A 15,676-nucleotide genomic window follows, 5' to 3' on the forward strand; every position below is an offset into this window, starting at 1 on the left:
CGCTTTGTTTATGAATTTTTAGAGACTTTTTAACGATAATAATAACTTGTAATAAAAAATAAACAAAACCATTTTGTTTTTTATTTTTGCATAGAAATCAGCACCTATGGAAATCTTACAAAAATACTTTAATAACCTGTCTGAAAAACAAATAGAACAATTTGAAAAATTACAGGAATTATACAAAGACTGGAATTTAAAGATTAACGTAGTTTCTAGAAAAGACATTGATGAATTATACCTTCGACACGTACTTCATTCTTTAGGAATTGCAAAAGTAATGGCGTTTCAACCGAAAGCTAAGGTCATGGATGTTGGAACAGGAGGTGGATTTCCCGGAATTCCATTGGCTATTTTATTTCCTGAAACACAATTTCATCTTGTAGATTCTATTGGTAAAAAAATTAAAGTCGTTAGAGAAGTTGTGGAAGGGCTCGGTCTTGAAAATGTTAAAACGACTCATGGAAGAGTTGAAGAAGTCTCGGAAACATACGATTTTATTGTGAGTAGAGCTGTTGCACAAATGGAAACATTTCACCGATGGGTGAAAAACAAAGTACACAAAAAACAGCAACACCCGCTTAAAAACGGTATCTTGTACCTGAAAGGTGGTGACTTAACTTTGGAGTTGTCTAAATTTCCAAAAGCAACGGTATACCCACTTACTGATTTTTTTGATGAAGATTTTTTTGAAACCAAAAAAGTAGTACACCTTCCCATAAAATATAAAGGAAGCTAGAGTCTAAATATTTTATGTCGTTCCACTTTACCCCTGTGGTTAATAGATAAGAAATACACGCCAGTGGCCAAATTCGGCATTGGTATGGCTTTACTATTGCCGAAAGCTTGCAAGCTTCCTGTAAAAACTAATTTTGCACTGTTCGTATAAATTTTACACGTTATTTCCCAATCTTCGTAAAGCGAATTGATGTATAATACCTCTGAAAATGGATTGGGATATACAAAAAACTTAGTCTCACTATCGTTAATAAATGTGTCGTCTAAGGACAAAGTATCGCCAAAACAACCCGAAGCTACAGAATGTGTTTCTTTTACTAATTCTTGAACTTTACTCTCGGCAAAACTTTCGTTAAAAGAATTGTTAAAAAAGGTGTTATCGATTACCAAATTACTTGCCCCTAAAAAATCTTGTAACAAGGTTCCTAAAGTTTGTCTGTAATCAAATTGTACGGTTTTAATTTGATAATTATTATCCTGCGTGGCTTCCGACAAATCTGGATTAGTTCCGGAAACACCACCGTTAACCGGATTCCCGAAGACAAACATTGGTGCAATCTCTCCGTGATCTGTTCCTAAGTTCCCATTCTCCTTTGCCTTTCTTCCAAATTCAGAAAAGGTTAAACCAACCACGTCATCTGCCAGGGATTGCTCCGTTAAATCTTGCATAAAAACGGAAACCGCATCAGATACTGTTTCCAGTAAAGTATTGTGCTTCCCATTTACATCCCCTGCGTCTTGATTTTGACTATTATGGGTATCAAAACCACCAATACGGACCATATATATTTTAGAAGATAAACCCCCACTTAGTAAACGAGCTACTGTTTTTAATTGGTTTGCCAAATCGGTATCTGGATATTCTTTAGCATTAGAACCAGCATTGAAAGCTGTTGAGATCGATTGCGAATATTGATTAGATAATTCACCAGTATTAATAATGTACGACAACTCTACTCCAAAATGAGACGAAGGAATGTTTTCTGGAGGCAGCCCTCCTAGTCCTTCTAATTCTGTATAGAAACCCGATGGATCTTGTCCGGATATATTAATTGCCAATCCGTGTTCCTCTTCACCATGAAAACCTAAGTCGGTCTTATTCGAACCTATCTGAACTCCTAGAGGATAATTCTCAAGCAATTCATTTGCGTAATATTTTTCAATAAATCTACCTATCCAACCCGAATCTTTACCATTCTCCCAACTATTCCCATCGTTTCCAGTTGCATATACATCTTTGGATGCGAAATGACTCCTGTTTTGAGAGGGATACCCAACAGCTTGTAAAATTCGCAATTGTCCTTGATCGTATAACCCTTTAAATCCTGTAAGCGCCGGATGCAATCCTATTTGCTGCTCTTCTGACAAAGTATTATCTAGTGTAATGTAGCTTTTAGCACCCGTATTAGGAATTTTTATGGAAGGCCTTAAATTAGAATATTGATCATAGTAGTTTAAAGGAATTACCGTATTCAATCCATCATTCCCTCCTGCCAAATTAATCAACACTAATTTTCTGTTAGATACATCTCCGCAACTTGCAAGATCTGTAGATTGCAGCATTGCTTTTAATTCAAAGGGCATTAGACCAAGTGCTGAAACTGCCGAAGTAAGTTTAATAAAAGAACGTCTTTTCATTTTGTACACATTTAAAATTTTAAAACTCGCTACATCAGCTGAAACTCAGGAGCATTAATCATACGAGATAATAATGCATTTAACCGAGATTTAACTACAGTTTCATCTCCATCACTCTCATATTTTACCCAAGCAGTAGTCCAATAATAATCTGGGAATCCTTCTAATAAATTTTCAGAGAAGTAACGCTTTCTGCTCTCTGAAATTGACTCTGGATATAAATAATCGGACAGCTCTGTAATTAAGGCAATCGCATCATAAGGGTCGCTCATGTTCTCTTTTACGAATGAAGGCAAATCGAGAGCGACAGGAATCCTTCCATTGTTTCCAATTCTATTTCTGCCAGAAAGTAAACAATCTATCATTTTATACCGTGCCAGAACAGTATTCGAGGAGAACCAATGCCGATCAAAATCAGGTTCTTGGTAATATGCAGGGTATCCTGCCACAGAGTCAGGACCCCATAAATTCATTCCAGCTGCAGCTAAAAATGAATTGTGTATAAAATTGAAGAAAGAATAAAAATTAGTACTATCAGTAATTGGATTTGGTATTTCTACAGCTAAAAAAGAGAGGGTTTCACTAAGTAGTTGTAAGGGACTTTTTACGATACTTCCGATAATTTCATCTTGTGTATTAGCATCACTTTCATCAAAAAAATGTTCAGATAGTAATAGCCTTTTTAGCGTTGGTAATATTTCATAATTAGTACTTTTGAGCGTTGCTGCTAAAGGAACTATAATTTGTTCCTCTACTTCCGTATCCCATTCGCTCTTTACAAAGTAGCGATATAACTTTTTACAAAAGGATACAGCTGTGGCTTCTTTATCAAAAATCATTTCTACAAAGGCGTCTAACTCTTCTTTTACTGCTTCCTCAGTAGTTCCACCTGTAATAATTGTATGGTCAAAGGCACTACTGAATTGTTTGTCACTTGTATCATGTCTATTAAGGGCTATTCTTCCTTTCGGAAGCTTGGTATCTTCATCTACAATACTTCGATCTGCCTGTGTTTTTATACCTGTAAAAACTTGGGCAGCCCGCTGAACATCAATCTCTTTATAATTTGTATAATCACCACTTCCTATTTGCGGGCCTTTTAAAATGGTAAACAATTCTAAAAATTCTCTTGCGTAATTTTCATTTGGATTGTTAGAGTTATTTTGTGTGTTATCTAAATAATTCAACATGGAATTATCAAAAGTTATCTTTTTTGCTAAGCTTTTAATGTTTCCAAAAGCGTACTGTTCTAATAACCGAAGGTGATCAAAAAAATGTGTAGAAGAACCAGCGCCGTCATCTTTAGAAATCGTAAATGAAGTATGTAAAAAAAAGGTTAATTTTTGCTGTAACGAATTCTGAGTTATAGCGTTATACCACCACCAAGATGTTACAATTCTTCGTTTTCTCGCTTGACCTGTAAAAACATTCGGATGCGCTGTAGAAGATGTCCAATACCCATCAGGATTAGAGGCCGGAAGTGGGTCGTAGGGCTCTTGCCATGCATTTGTGTTCGACGCAATAAGTTGCGCAAAGGCTTGTTCTGGGGTTAAAGCAGCGAACTCGTTGATCGTTTTTTTGTATAGTTGAAAGAGGTTCTACGTAAAAAATGTTTTGCTCTTCGCAACCCTAATTTTTCATTAAATTGCTGTAGACTTTCCATAAAAAGTGCTTAAGGGGATATCGCTAATATAAGGAAATTTTAATTTTCTGTAAGGTAAATTGGTAAGGTAGCGAGCCAACCCGAATTCAAAAGTCTCCAAAAAATCAATACCAACGTTTCTTGTTCTTCTTGGAATTACTAGATTTTCTGCCTTTCTTATGTGTACTTATTGTATTTGGTTGTTTTTTGGGCTTGGACTTGTGTAATGGAAAAGGATGCTCTTCTTTAACCGTTATTTTACGCTCCATTAATTCTTGAATATCTTTAATGTATGTACTTTCATCGGCACTACATAAAGATAATGCTATTCCAGATTTACCGGCCCTTCCTGTTCTTCCTATTCTATGTACATAGGTTTCCGCAATATTAGGGATATCAAAGTTTATAACAGCATCTATTTTAGGAATATCAATACCCCTAGCCGCAACGTCGGTTGCTATCAAAATAGAAGCTTTAGTATTCTTAAACGTTTCCAAAGCAGCATTGCGAAGACTTTGACTTTTATCGCCGTGTAAACTAACTACTTTATAGCCATTTTTATGCAATGTCTTCTCTAGTTTATCTACCCCAAATTTGGTACGTCTAAAAATTATAATCTTCCCATGAATCGTATTTCTCAACAAATGCAAACACAAGTCGGTTTTATTTTTCTTCGGAACATAATACAACAATTGCCCAATATTTTTAGACACTGTTTCCGATGGAGTAATAGTAACTATCTCCGGTGCCACTAGCAAAGATTTGTATAATTCTTTTATTTTATTTGGCATGGTTGCCGAAAACATTAATATCTGCTTCTTACGCGGACACAATTTTTCAATCTGCTTTACCGCACCTATAAAGCCCATATCTAACATTAAATCTGCTTCGTCGAGAACCAATGTCTTTACATGTTGTAGCGCTAATACTCCTTGCTTGTGCAAATCGATAAACCTTCCAGGGGTAGCAATTAATACATCTACTCCTTTTGCTAATTGCTCTTTTTGTGGGATACTAGACACTCCCCCAAAAATAGCCATAACTCTGGTATTGGTATACGCCCCATAAGTTTGAAAACTCTCTTTTATTTGCATGGCCAATTCTCTAGTTGGACTAAGAATTAATGCTCGAATTTTCTTTTCTCCTTTTTCAGCATCTTGAGTTTCCAACAAACCTTCTAAAAGCGGCAGCGCAAAAGCAGCAGTTTTCCCGCTTCCTGTTTGGGCAGTAACTACCAAGTCTTTATTATCCAAAACAATAGGTATTACCCGCTGCTGTACAAGTGTTGCCGTATGGTGTTTGTTTTCCATCAGTGCTTTACCAATGGATTTACTTAGTTTTAAATCAGAGAATTGCATGAACTATTTTTTACAAAGGTAGTACAAAGCTAAAGACTATATCCTAGTTCTTCGTAAAGAAAAAAATAATAGTTTACTTATTCATTCGCTCTCTTATGGTTGTAATTTTCATCAGGTTTCTTTTTAAAAGCTGTAATAAAGCCTCCTGATTTTCCTCCGATGCCGGCGCTGTGCTTGGCGTTGTGGTATTGTTGATAATTAGCTCTGGTTGTATTGGATTATTGAATGCGTTTTTTAAAGCCTCCGATTTTTGTAGTATTTTATGGGTGTAGAATAGTAATTCTTGCTGGTTATTCGACCACTCGGGAAGTGCTATTAATTCAACGTTTCGTATAAAAGACAAATCGGATTCCAAAACAAGTTCTATCCATTCCGAATATCCAAATCGAGATAATTTAACCTTGGTATTCGAGGCGTCTGTAGGTGCTTGAAAAAGAGACTTAAACGTTCCTGTATAACCAGGTGTCTCTTGTAAAACTACTGATGGGTCTGGCACAAAATCAGTAATAGTTACCGTAGTTGCAGTTAAATTTGGTAATTCTACATATTTATATGTCCCAGTACTATCTTTATACCCGAATTCCATGGTAGCTCCATTAATAGTTTTAACTTCTCCAGAAGCTTCAATTGTCTTAAACTTTGATCCAAATCTTAAAACGTTAGTTTTAATAGTTACTAATTTGTTGGCTTCATCTACCGTAAAAACTTCTGATGCAGTTTGATCAATGGTAAGATTCCAATCTTGCGCTAAAATTAAGCGATCACCATTGGTAGTAAAAAAAGAATTTGCAATACCCAAAGTAGTTACATTGCTTACTTTATAGCTCTTGGCTCTATCGTATAACTTATCTAAGTTATCAATAGTAGTATACGCATCTACGACAGCTTTATTTGTCTCTGATATAGCGAAATCATCAAATAATTTCGTTGCCAAAGCTGTTCCATCTAAACCTCTTAATGGGGTATCCGAAAGTATTTGGTATAAGTGATTGTACGACCATAAATGAATATCGAACAAATCACTAGAATCATTTCTATTCCCACGATAATCCCAAGCATAAGTGCCAGAATTAATCCCATTCACCCCTCCGGTATTTGCTACATTAGCTGCCAATAATACTTGTTGTTTGGGTATATTTCCATTACTATCTGTGGTGACCTCATACACCATATCGCCAGTAACATCTACAACAGGACTCTCTGCGTTATAAAGTTGTCTTCCACCATGATTAGTATCTTTTATATACATCCTTACATTAGGTAATGGCGCATTGGCCAAATCAGTTACATTAAGTTCTATTTCTTGGTACACCAAAGCAACACCGTAACCTGCACTATTCCCGTCATTTTTATGATTCCCAGCACGTAACTGAGACCCCGTTTTAGAATTGATAAAAACAGGGCGTGAACCTTGCCAAAACTTAACATCTAAAGTATTTCCTTTATCTCCTCCAGAATAGTTTTCAAACACGATATCTTCATTAGGGGTAAATCGCGAAAATGCAATGGCTCCACCAGTAGTTTCCGGTCTGTAATTTTTAATCTTTATCGGTCTTTCAAGGAAAGTGAAATCTCCCTCTCCATTTCCAATAAAGGTAAAACCATCAACAGTAAAATTCTCAGAATCTTGTCGTATTTGTACAACATCATCAGTAGCGCTTCTTCGAACAAGTAATACCCCATTTACGATATCTACAGTAGAGGAAGCTTCGGCGAACCAAGGCAATTGTCCTACGTCTATTGTACCACCTTTCCAATTCCAAGTCGCTCCATTTTTAACTGCAATTGCAGCATCATTAGCATCACAACAACCTCTATCGGTGGAAGAGACATAAATTCCCAACCTATGGTTTGCCTTGTTATTCCATTTGTTATTACATCATCACCGTAATTATACGTAGCACCATTTGCTATTTCTACAATAGGATTTGGAGGATTGTTAAATAAAAGCTGTTCTTCTTCAGGATTATGGTATAATGTTCCAGTAATCACCAATCTGTGATTTCCTAAGTCATAGATAACATACCTGTCTAATCCAGTTCCTTGGGTATATACCGATACCCCGCTTAGACCATTTAAACCAGATAAATCATTGTCAGTACCTGACTGGGTAATTACGTTTCCCGCTTGGGTAAAAGTAGCAAAACTAATCTGGCAAATTGATGCAAAAAAAAAGAAGAGAAAAATACGGGTCATTTGTGCCTTAGTTAAAAGTTAATGCTTGTACTGCTGCTAGAGAACTTGGCTGTGGTACTGCACCTGTTGCTCTAGTTTCAATGTTTGGATCTGCTTTATGATATCGAATTACTAGATATTCTGTTTGATTAGAAAGCATAGAAACGTAACAAAAATCATCATCTTCAAACAGCAATTCGTTCTCAATATTTGTAAAATTAGTAGTGATCTCAAAAACATTATTCGTATTGGTTATAGTTAAAAATGGATCCGTACTCGAAATGTCGTTTATAGGAGCAATTTTCTGCCATGCTGAATTGGTTCGCAAGTATAAACTATCAACTGTTGTATTGTAAAAAAGTGTTCCACTTTTCAATCCTGATAGTGGAGCAATCGTATTCATCTCAGCGGTGGTAAGCGCTGGAAGAGCAAACAGAGATTCAGGACCAATCTGGGCATAGCTCCAATTAGAAATAAAAAGAAGTAAGAGTAATATTTTTTTCATGAACTAATGACTTGGATTTGGGACGAATATAAGAAAGTTCTATTTCTAAACAAAAAACAATAGCTAAACCACATCTGTCAGGGTTTAAACTATCTGACAAGCGAATAGGAAAGAACTAGAACAACTACGTATCTTTGTTAGTATTTATAATAACTGTTATACTTATGCAAACACAGACACCATTTGAAGAAAAGCTAAATGCTATATCCCATGGTATTGGCGCTGTTTTAGGAAGCATAGGACTTGTCATTCTTTTACAAAACAATTCCGAAAAACCATTGGCGACATTTAGTATTTTAGCCTATGGCATCTCTCTTATTCTCTTATTTACAGCCTCCACATTATATCATGCAACAACTTCGAAAAGAAAAAAATACCTCTTTAAAATCTTTGACCATATTAGCATATACTTTTTAATTGCAGGCACCTATACTCCGGTTGCTCTACTTTTACTGCATGACAACAAAGGATGGTTGTTGTTTTGGTTAGCATGGGGTATTACCTTATTTGGTGTTCTATTAAAGCTATTTTTCACCGGCAAATTCAAAATATTTTCAACATTGTTGTATTTGGTAATGGGTTGGCTTATTGTTATCGATATGGATAGCCTTAAAACAGTTCTAGACCCGAAAGGACTAGATTTATTAATTCTAGGAGGGTTATTTTATACGATTGGCATTGTATTTTACGCAGTGAAAAAGATTCCCTACCACCATGTTATTTGGCACTTCTTTGTTCTTGCCGGAGCCTTGTGTCATTACTTACTAATTTTATGGTATGTAATATAAAAAAGCAGCAACCAACTAATTGGTTACTGCTTGTATACGAATATAAAATCAACTCCTTATCCTAAAAATGGATAGCGGTAATCGGTTGGTGACACGAAAGTTTCTTTAATTAGTCTTGGCGACACCCAACGCAATAAGTTTTGTGCGGAACCTGCTTTGTCGTTAGTCCCAGAGGCTCTGGCACCACCGAATGGTTGCTGCCCTACCACTGCACCTGTTGGCTTATCATTGATATAGAAGTTTCCAGCACAATTTTCTAGTGCTTTTGTCGCTTCTGCAACGGCGTATCTATCTGTTGAAAAAACCGCTCCCGTTAAGGCGTACTCTGAGGTCTGATCGACCAACTTTAAGGTATCTGACCAGGCTGCATCCTCGTATACATATATGGTAACCACAGGGCCAAATAATTCGGTCTCCATAGTAGTGTATTTAGGATTGGTAGTTAGTATAACTGTTGGTTCAATAAAATACCCTTTCGATTTATCATAATTTCCTCCCGCGATAATTTCAGCATCTGCATCTTGTTTTGCTTGGTCGATGTATTTTGCTAGCTTATCAAAAGATCCCTCATGTATAACTGCAGTTATAAAATTGCCCATATCTTCTGGAGACCCCATCTTAAAAGATTTAATATCGGCTTTTACAAAATCTAACGTTTCCTGTGCTAGTGACTTTGGAAGGTAAACTCTTGAAGCAGCAGAACACTTTTGCCCCTGAAATTCAAAGGCTCCTCTTGAAATTCCTGTAGCCACTTGCCTGGGGTTTGCGGAAGGATGTGCAATAATAAAGTCTTTTCCTCCTGTTTCTCCTACTATTCTTGGATACGTTTTATAGTGGTGAATATTTTCACCAATTTTTTTCCAAAGTTCCTTAAAGACGAAAGTAGACCCAGTAAAGTGAATTCCGGCAAAATCTGGAGATGCTAATACAGCGTCTGTTATTGCTGCTGGATCTCCATAAATCACGTTGATTACTCCGTCTGGGACGCCTGCCTCTTTGAAAATATCAACGATCACTTTTGCAGAAAATATTTGACTATCAGACGGCTTCCAAACCACCACATTACCCATCATTGCAGCAGATGCAGGCAAGTTGGCTGCAATGGCAGTAAAATTAAAAGGCGTTATAGCATATACAAAACCTTCTAATGGTCTATACTCCACTCTATTCCATATACCGTCATCAGAATTGGGCTGTTCGTTGTAGATTTCTGACATATACTCCACATTGAATCGCAAGAAATCTATCAATTCACAAGCAGCATCGATTTCTGCCTGATGCACCGTTTTAGATTGCGCAATCATAGTTGCTGCATTAATTTTAGCTCGGTAAGGCCCGGCGATTAACTCGGCTGCACGTAAAAAGATGGCCGCTCTCTGCTCCCAAGGCATCTGTGCCCATTTCTCCCTAGATTCTAAAGCATTTGCAATTGCTTTTTCTGCATGACTTTTATCTCCTAAATGGTAATGTCCTACAACATGTTTATGATCATGCGGAGGTGTCATGGCATTTGTTTTACCGGTTCTTACTTCTTCGCCACCAATATACATTGGAACGTCTACCGTTCCGTTAAAATATGCTTTATACTGTTCCGCTACTGCTACTCTCTCTGGAGATCCAGGTGCATAAGCTTTTACAGGCTCATTGATAGCCGTTGGAACGTGAAAAAAACCTTTTCCCATTTTTGTATGTTCTTTGTTAATAAATTTATTTCTTTGCTTTTATTTGCAATTAAAATTTAATTAAATGCAAGACAAAGTTACATTTATTTTTAGTAATATAGGAATGGTTTGCTTGTCTAATTTATTCAGAAACTAATACGATATGTGCACGGTAACCTATTTGCCTTTAGGTAAAAACAATTTCATTTTCACCTCCAATAGAGATGAGGATCCAAGTAGAGAAGCAATTGCCCCTAAAAAATACCTGGAAAACGACATAGCTTTATACTATCCTAAAGATTCTCTAGCTGGAGGAACATGGATTGGAATAAGCGAACATAAAAGACTAGTATGTCTTCTCAATGGTGCATTTGAAAAACACCAAAGAGCGAAATCTTATGCGATGAGTCGTGGCAAGGTGGTTAAAAAACTATTATCTTCTGTCGATGCTTTAGAGGAAATAAAAAAAATCAACTTTTTAAACATTGAACCATTTACCATTGTATTCGTAGATTGGAAAAATAATTTAGTTGCACATGAACTAGTTTGGGATGGAAATACAAAACACCTAAAAAAACTACCAAATAAACCTCAGATTTGGTCGTCCTCTACCCTTTACAACAAAGAAATGAGAAACCAAAGAAAAGCATGGTTTTCCGATTGGTTACAAGAACAAGACCGTTTAACTAAAGTGAAACTTTTAGAATTTCATAACGATAAAAAAAGAGGAACCTCAGAAACTTCACTACAAATGAAAAGAGACAAGGTCGAAACCGTTAGTGTAACCTGTTTTACCAAAATAAAAGACACCGTTTCACTAGAATACTTTGACAACCAAAATCCACAAAAAAATACGTTACTACAACTAGGAGCTACCTTCCAATAGTTAAGTGCTAGGTCAACAGGAATACAATCTAAAAAAATGCAAAGACTAACATCGATAAAATAACAATTCCAAAAGAGGTAAGAATAAAAAACATCAGGTTCGCAATACAATATTTAACAAACGTTTTAAAAAATCCTTGTTTGTAAAATTTCTTCATCGCCATAAATAAATACACCGCAAATATGGGAATAAAAACCGCTGCAGACTTTCCTATTTGGCCGTATACAAAAACATCTAAAATAAAAAACAAGGTTAGCAAAAGAAAAAATACGGTTTGTATATGAAACACAAAAACCAGATGCTCTACATAGGTATACTTTTTTCTAATGTAAATTAGCTTTAATGACAAGGTAAACAATGGCAGAAGAATAAATAAAGATAACGACCCAAGCGATAAAAGTTCTTGCGAAAAACGATCGCGTTCATTTTTATTTTTTGTGATTTGAATAAATTTCATCATTCTAGAATACCAAAAACGAGTAGCCATAGTATTTTCTAACTCTAACTTTTCAATACCCTCAGCGATATTCAAATCAGGATTTGCTCTCTGAAAATCAGCAAATTCTTCACTGTAATTTATCGCTTCTGTTAAATTTTGCAGGAAAGAATTAGTGTTTTTGGTATTGATAGAATCTGGAATGATATTTTTTGCAATGGTACTTTTCTTGAGTTTTTTTATAACCGCCTTAGATATAGAATCTTTTTCAGCGTCTTGCAATGTTCGTATGTTAAAAGTAGTATTTCTACTTTCATTTTGGGAAAAGTCACCGATTTCATGAAGCTTTTGATAAGAATTATGAAGACTTAAAAATAAAAAAAACAATATGGAAACCGTTAAATAAAAACGAAAAGGATTCGAGTATTTTTGACGTTTCCCTATGATGTATTCCGAAGAAACTTTTCCTGGTTTAATAACCAACGGTATTAGTGTTCTCCAAAACTTAGCATCCCAAGAGAAAAAACCTCGAAACATTTCATTCATGAAGCTTTTAAAGGTTATTCTACTACCCTTATTTTGTTGTCCGCATTCCGGACAAAACTTTTCATCTTTGGTAAAAGGGTATCCACAATTTAAACAATTTGGATCTTTTAAGACGATTGCCTTTTTCTTTGTAAGCATGGGTTAATTTAGTATGGATTCAGTGGCTAATTGAAACGTTGGAATAGGTACAAAAAATTGCTCTCCAGTATCTGTATTAAGCATTTTATACTTTCCATTCATAGCGCCGATTGTAGAAGACAAAAAACAATTTGAAGTGTAGCTATAACTTTCCTTTGCTTTGATGATTGGTGTTTTTCCAACTACACCGATACCCTGAACAAAATTGGTATCTTTTAAGGAATCATGGATAGACCAAAAACGCTCTAAAAGTTGGATGGAATCATCGGAATTATTTTCAACCAAAATATAATAACTGAAGTAATAAAACAACTGTTGTCTTTCAAAAACAGGTCCTTTATAAACTGTTTTTACGGAAATATTAATACCTTTTGTTGCTTTTTGGACCATTGGTAAGCTATCCTTTTATTGTTTTTTATGAAAAGCAAATTTAAGAAATTATCTGTTCTGATTATAGTACCCAAAACCTACACCAATAACCCGATCATATAATCCTCCAAAAGGACGGTAGTAAATAACAGCCGTATATTCATTTTCCGTTTGAAAATACGTCCCATCAATACTATTTAAATTAACGGTACCAGAATTCGATTCCGTGGCATATGTATAGTTATAAAAACCTTGTTTCAAAAGTATGGAAGCTTCGTAACGATGCGAAGTGTTATTGTAAATCATGCGGTTTTCTTCTCTCATTTGAAAATCATTAAAAGCACCGTATACATATACATCCTCTGAAAAAGGCTCTGCTAATAATGAAAAATGAACCATGGTATAGTCTGCTTCTGTGGCAGCGTCGTTTGCATCTAGTGTAGTAATGGTAAATTGTCCATTAATATCCGGGTTATACGAATAAATTCTATTTCTTCTTGGTTCGTCCGCAAATAAGAAAGTATGGTATATATCGATCCGTTCTACCCGTTCAATATTCATACTCGTATTTCTTACGTATTTGGTATCAAAATTTCTAAATTCATTGTTTCCAAGAAAGTTTGTGGTAGTAGTATGGTTGTAAACGAGTTGGTTGGATTTCACGTATAAAGGTTGAATATTCGCTATTTGGTTGTTCCAAGAATGATTCTGCAGCAATACAGCTGTAACTTCTTGGTTTGGTGTATTAATAGTCAAATTAGGATGGTTAACAATAAACTGAACAATTTGTTCTTTATCGTTTAAATTTGTTCTACTTCTAGAAACAGAAACGCCAACGACCACGGTATCTTCGTAAAAAATAATCCTTCTTGAAAACACCGTGTTTTCATCTTCATCTAGAATAGAAATTAAGTAATTACCACTTTTAGTAATTCTGGTATTGCTATTCGGAAAAGCAACCGAGTAGTGCGTATAAGGCTGGAGTGTATTGAAAGAATTCGTAACGTCGAGAATCGGATTTTCATCAAACCCAATAATGTATTGATTTACACTTAAAGTACTGGGCTTCCAATCATGAGTGTAATGTTCAATTTTGTAAGAATATTCTTTAGTGTCTGCCTCTAAATCATCAAAGGTCAGTACGACCTTAGTCCCGAGCTTAAAAGCGCAAGAAAAACTAGAGGAATTATTAGATGCTTTTAATTGAACAGTCTTTATGTTTTGAGAACGTAAAGAGAGACAAACAAACACTGAGAAAAAGATGACAATTTTACGGTGCATAGGATACAAAAATACCAAAAAATAAGTCAAAAAGACAGGATTTATTTAGAACTAATATAAATAAACTGTTTTAATAAAGATAAAAAAGGATTTGCTCTAATGTGGTTTTCAAAATTTTTAAATTTGCGTGTTTTTTAAGAAAATCAAATCTATTAGTTACTATGTCAAAAGACATCCGTATTAAAAAAGGCTTGGATATCAAGCTAGTTGGTGAAGCAGAAAAGCTAACTACCGAAAAACCTTTAGGTAGTATTTTTGCAATTAGACCAAATGATTTTCACGGAGTAATTCCAAAACTTATAGCAAAAGAAGGTACTGAAGTAAAAGCTGGAGAAGCACTTTTTTATGACAAAAGTGATGAACGGATTTTATTTCCAAGTCCTGTTAGTGGAAAAGTTACGGAAATTGTTCGTGGAGCAAGAAGAAAAGTTTTAGAAATTAAAATCACTGCCAATAGCAAGCAGGAATTCAAAGATTTTGGTGTTAAAGATGTGGATAACATGTCTGGAGAAGAAGTGAAAAATCACCTATTCGCATCAGGGTGTTGGCCGTTTATTAAACAACGACCTTACGATGTGGTAGCCAACCCAAATCAAGAACCAAAAGCCATATTTGTTTCGGCATACGCTAGTGCTCCTTTAGCAGCAGATTACGACTACACGTTAAAAGGTAAAGAAAAAGAATTGCAAGTTGCACTCACATCTTTAACCAAATTAACAAGCGGTAAAGTACATGTTTCTATAGGAAGTGATTCTACTCTATCACCTTTTAACAACATTAAAGGTATTGAATTACATAAAGTTACTGGTCCGCACCCAGTTGGAAACGTAAGCACACAAATTGCGAGTATTGACCCAATAAACAAAGGAGAAGTTGTTTGGGTGGTAACACCACAAGATGTTCTCGTAATTGGGGAACTGTTCACAACTGGTAATCTCAACCTGAAAAGAATTATTGCGTTAACCGGGTCAAAATTCAATAAACCAGCCTATGTAATAGGTTATGCAGGGGCACAAATAAGCACCCTAACAGAAGGTAATCTTGAAGGAAATAATGCAAGGGTAATCAGCGGTAATGTATTGAGTGGACTGGAAGTTAAAGAGGAAGGATTTTTAGGTTTTTACGACAACCAAATTACAGCAATTCCAGAAGGAGACGATTATGAATTCTTTGGGTGGAACAAACCAGTTTTCAATAAAATTTCCACTTCAAGAGCACTGACTTTTTCTTGGCTAAATCCAAAGAAAAAATACGATTTAAATACAAATACCAACGGTGAACACCGAGCATTTGTAATTACTGGGTCATATGAAGAAGTATTCCCTCTCGACATATACCCAATGCAACTACTTAAGGCTTGTATGTACAAAGATCTTGACGAAATGGAAGGACTTGGTGCTTACGAAATCGCTCCGGAAGATTTTGCATTAACAGAGTTTATTTGTGTATCAAAACAGCCACATCAAAAAATAATTCGAGAAGGATTGGATTTGATGCGGGAAGAATTAGGATAAA

At 35.5% G+C, this 15,676-nt stretch carries 14 protein-coding genes; 4 read left to right on the plus strand and 10 right to left on the minus strand.

The window, feature by feature from the left end; all coding sequences use genetic code 11:
* Positions 1-106 precede the first annotated feature (106 nt).
* Positions 107-739, plus strand: coding sequence for a 16S rRNA (guanine(527)-N(7))-methyltransferase RsmG (rsmG, locus tag BSU00_RS09390; protein WP_105004137.1), 633 nt, complete (start codon positions 107-109; stop codon positions 737-739).
* Here rsmG and BSU00_RS09395 read toward each other — a convergent pair.
* The 6 genes from BSU00_RS09395 to BSU00_RS09420 form a co-directional block, all read right to left on the minus strand.
* A complete protein-coding gene (locus tag BSU00_RS09395; RefSeq protein WP_105004138.1) occupies positions 736-2,376 on the minus strand; it encodes a DUF1501 domain-containing protein in 1,641 nt (546 codons plus the stop codon). The two genes, rsmG and BSU00_RS09395, sit on opposite strands and share 4 nt — an antisense overlap.
* Positions 2,377-2,405: 29 nt before the next feature.
* A complete protein-coding gene (locus tag BSU00_RS09400; RefSeq protein ID WP_105004139.1) occupies positions 2,406-3,947 on the minus strand; it encodes a DUF1800 family protein in 1,542 nt (513 codons plus the stop codon).
* Positions 3,948-4,143: 196 nt separating this feature from the next.
* On the minus strand, positions 4,144-5,376 hold the full coding sequence (locus tag BSU00_RS09405) for a DEAD/DEAH box helicase (protein ID WP_105004140.1): 1,233 nt from the start codon (positions 5,374-5,376) through the stop codon (positions 4,144-4,146).
* A 73-nt stretch (positions 5,377-5,449) separates the two neighbouring features.
* Positions 5,450-7,219, minus strand: a complete 1,770-nt coding sequence (locus tag BSU00_RS09410) for a hypothetical protein (protein ID WP_146104834.1) — start codon at positions 7,217-7,219, stop codon at positions 5,450-5,452.
* A complete protein-coding gene (locus BSU00_RS09415; RefSeq protein ID WP_105004142.1) occupies positions 7,114-7,572 on the minus strand; it encodes a hypothetical protein in 459 nt (152 codons plus the stop codon). Before BSU00_RS09415 ends, BSU00_RS09410 begins: the two co-directional genes overlap by 106 nt.
* A gap of 7 nt (positions 7,573-7,579) precedes the next feature.
* Positions 7,580-8,056, minus strand: coding sequence for a hypothetical protein (locus BSU00_RS09420; RefSeq protein ID WP_105004143.1), 477 nt, complete (start codon positions 8,054-8,056; stop codon positions 7,580-7,582).
* A 164-nt stretch (positions 8,057-8,220) separates the two neighbouring features.
* Between BSU00_RS09420 and BSU00_RS09425 the strand changes: the two genes are divergently transcribed.
* Positions 8,221-8,844, plus strand: coding sequence for a hemolysin III family protein (locus BSU00_RS09425; RefSeq protein ID WP_105004144.1), 624 nt, complete (start codon positions 8,221-8,223; stop codon positions 8,842-8,844).
* A 56-nt stretch (positions 8,845-8,900) separates the two neighbouring features.
* Here the strand turns inward: BSU00_RS09425 and pruA are convergent, their stop codons facing one another.
* Positions 8,901-10,526: an L-glutamate gamma-semialdehyde dehydrogenase gene (gene pruA, locus BSU00_RS09430; protein WP_105004145.1), complete on the minus strand. Its 1,626-nt coding sequence runs from the start codon at positions 10,524-10,526 to the stop codon at positions 8,901-8,903.
* Between the two features lie 142 nt (positions 10,527-10,668).
* Between pruA and BSU00_RS09435 the strand changes: the two genes are divergently transcribed.
* Positions 10,669-11,391, plus strand: coding sequence for an NRDE family protein (locus tag BSU00_RS09435; protein WP_105004146.1), 723 nt, complete (start codon positions 10,669-10,671; stop codon positions 11,389-11,391).
* A gap of 28 nt (positions 11,392-11,419) precedes the next feature.
* On the opposite strand, the gene BSU00_RS09440 is transcribed toward BSU00_RS09435, so the two are convergent.
* The 3 genes from BSU00_RS09440 to BSU00_RS09450 are packed head-to-tail and all read right to left on the minus strand — an operon-like array spanning position 11,420 to position 14,161.
* On the minus strand, positions 11,420-12,511 hold the full coding sequence (locus tag BSU00_RS09440; RefSeq protein WP_105004147.1) for a DUF3667 domain-containing protein: 1,092 nt from the start codon (positions 12,509-12,511) through the stop codon (positions 11,420-11,422).
* A gap of 3 nt (positions 12,512-12,514) precedes the next feature.
* Positions 12,515-12,901, minus strand: a complete 387-nt coding sequence (gene apaG, locus BSU00_RS09445; protein ID WP_105004148.1) for a Co2+/Mg2+ efflux protein ApaG — start codon at positions 12,899-12,901, stop codon at positions 12,515-12,517.
* Positions 12,902-12,949: 48 nt separating this feature from the next.
* Positions 12,950-14,161, minus strand: coding sequence for a DUF5103 domain-containing protein (locus BSU00_RS09450; protein ID WP_105004149.1), 1,212 nt, complete (start codon positions 14,159-14,161; stop codon positions 12,950-12,952).
* Between the two features lie 161 nt (positions 14,162-14,322).
* Between BSU00_RS09450 and BSU00_RS09455 the strand changes: the two genes are divergently transcribed.
* A complete protein-coding gene (locus tag BSU00_RS09455; protein ID WP_105004150.1) occupies positions 14,323-15,675 on the plus strand; it encodes a Na(+)-translocating NADH-quinone reductase subunit A in 1,353 nt (450 codons plus the stop codon).
* The last annotated feature ends 1 nt before the right edge of the window (position 15,676 follow it).

It is taken from the genome of Tenacibaculum sp. SG-28, from assembly GCF_002954385.1.
Lineage (GTDB): Bacteria > Bacteroidota > Bacteroidia > Flavobacteriales > Flavobacteriaceae > Polaribacter.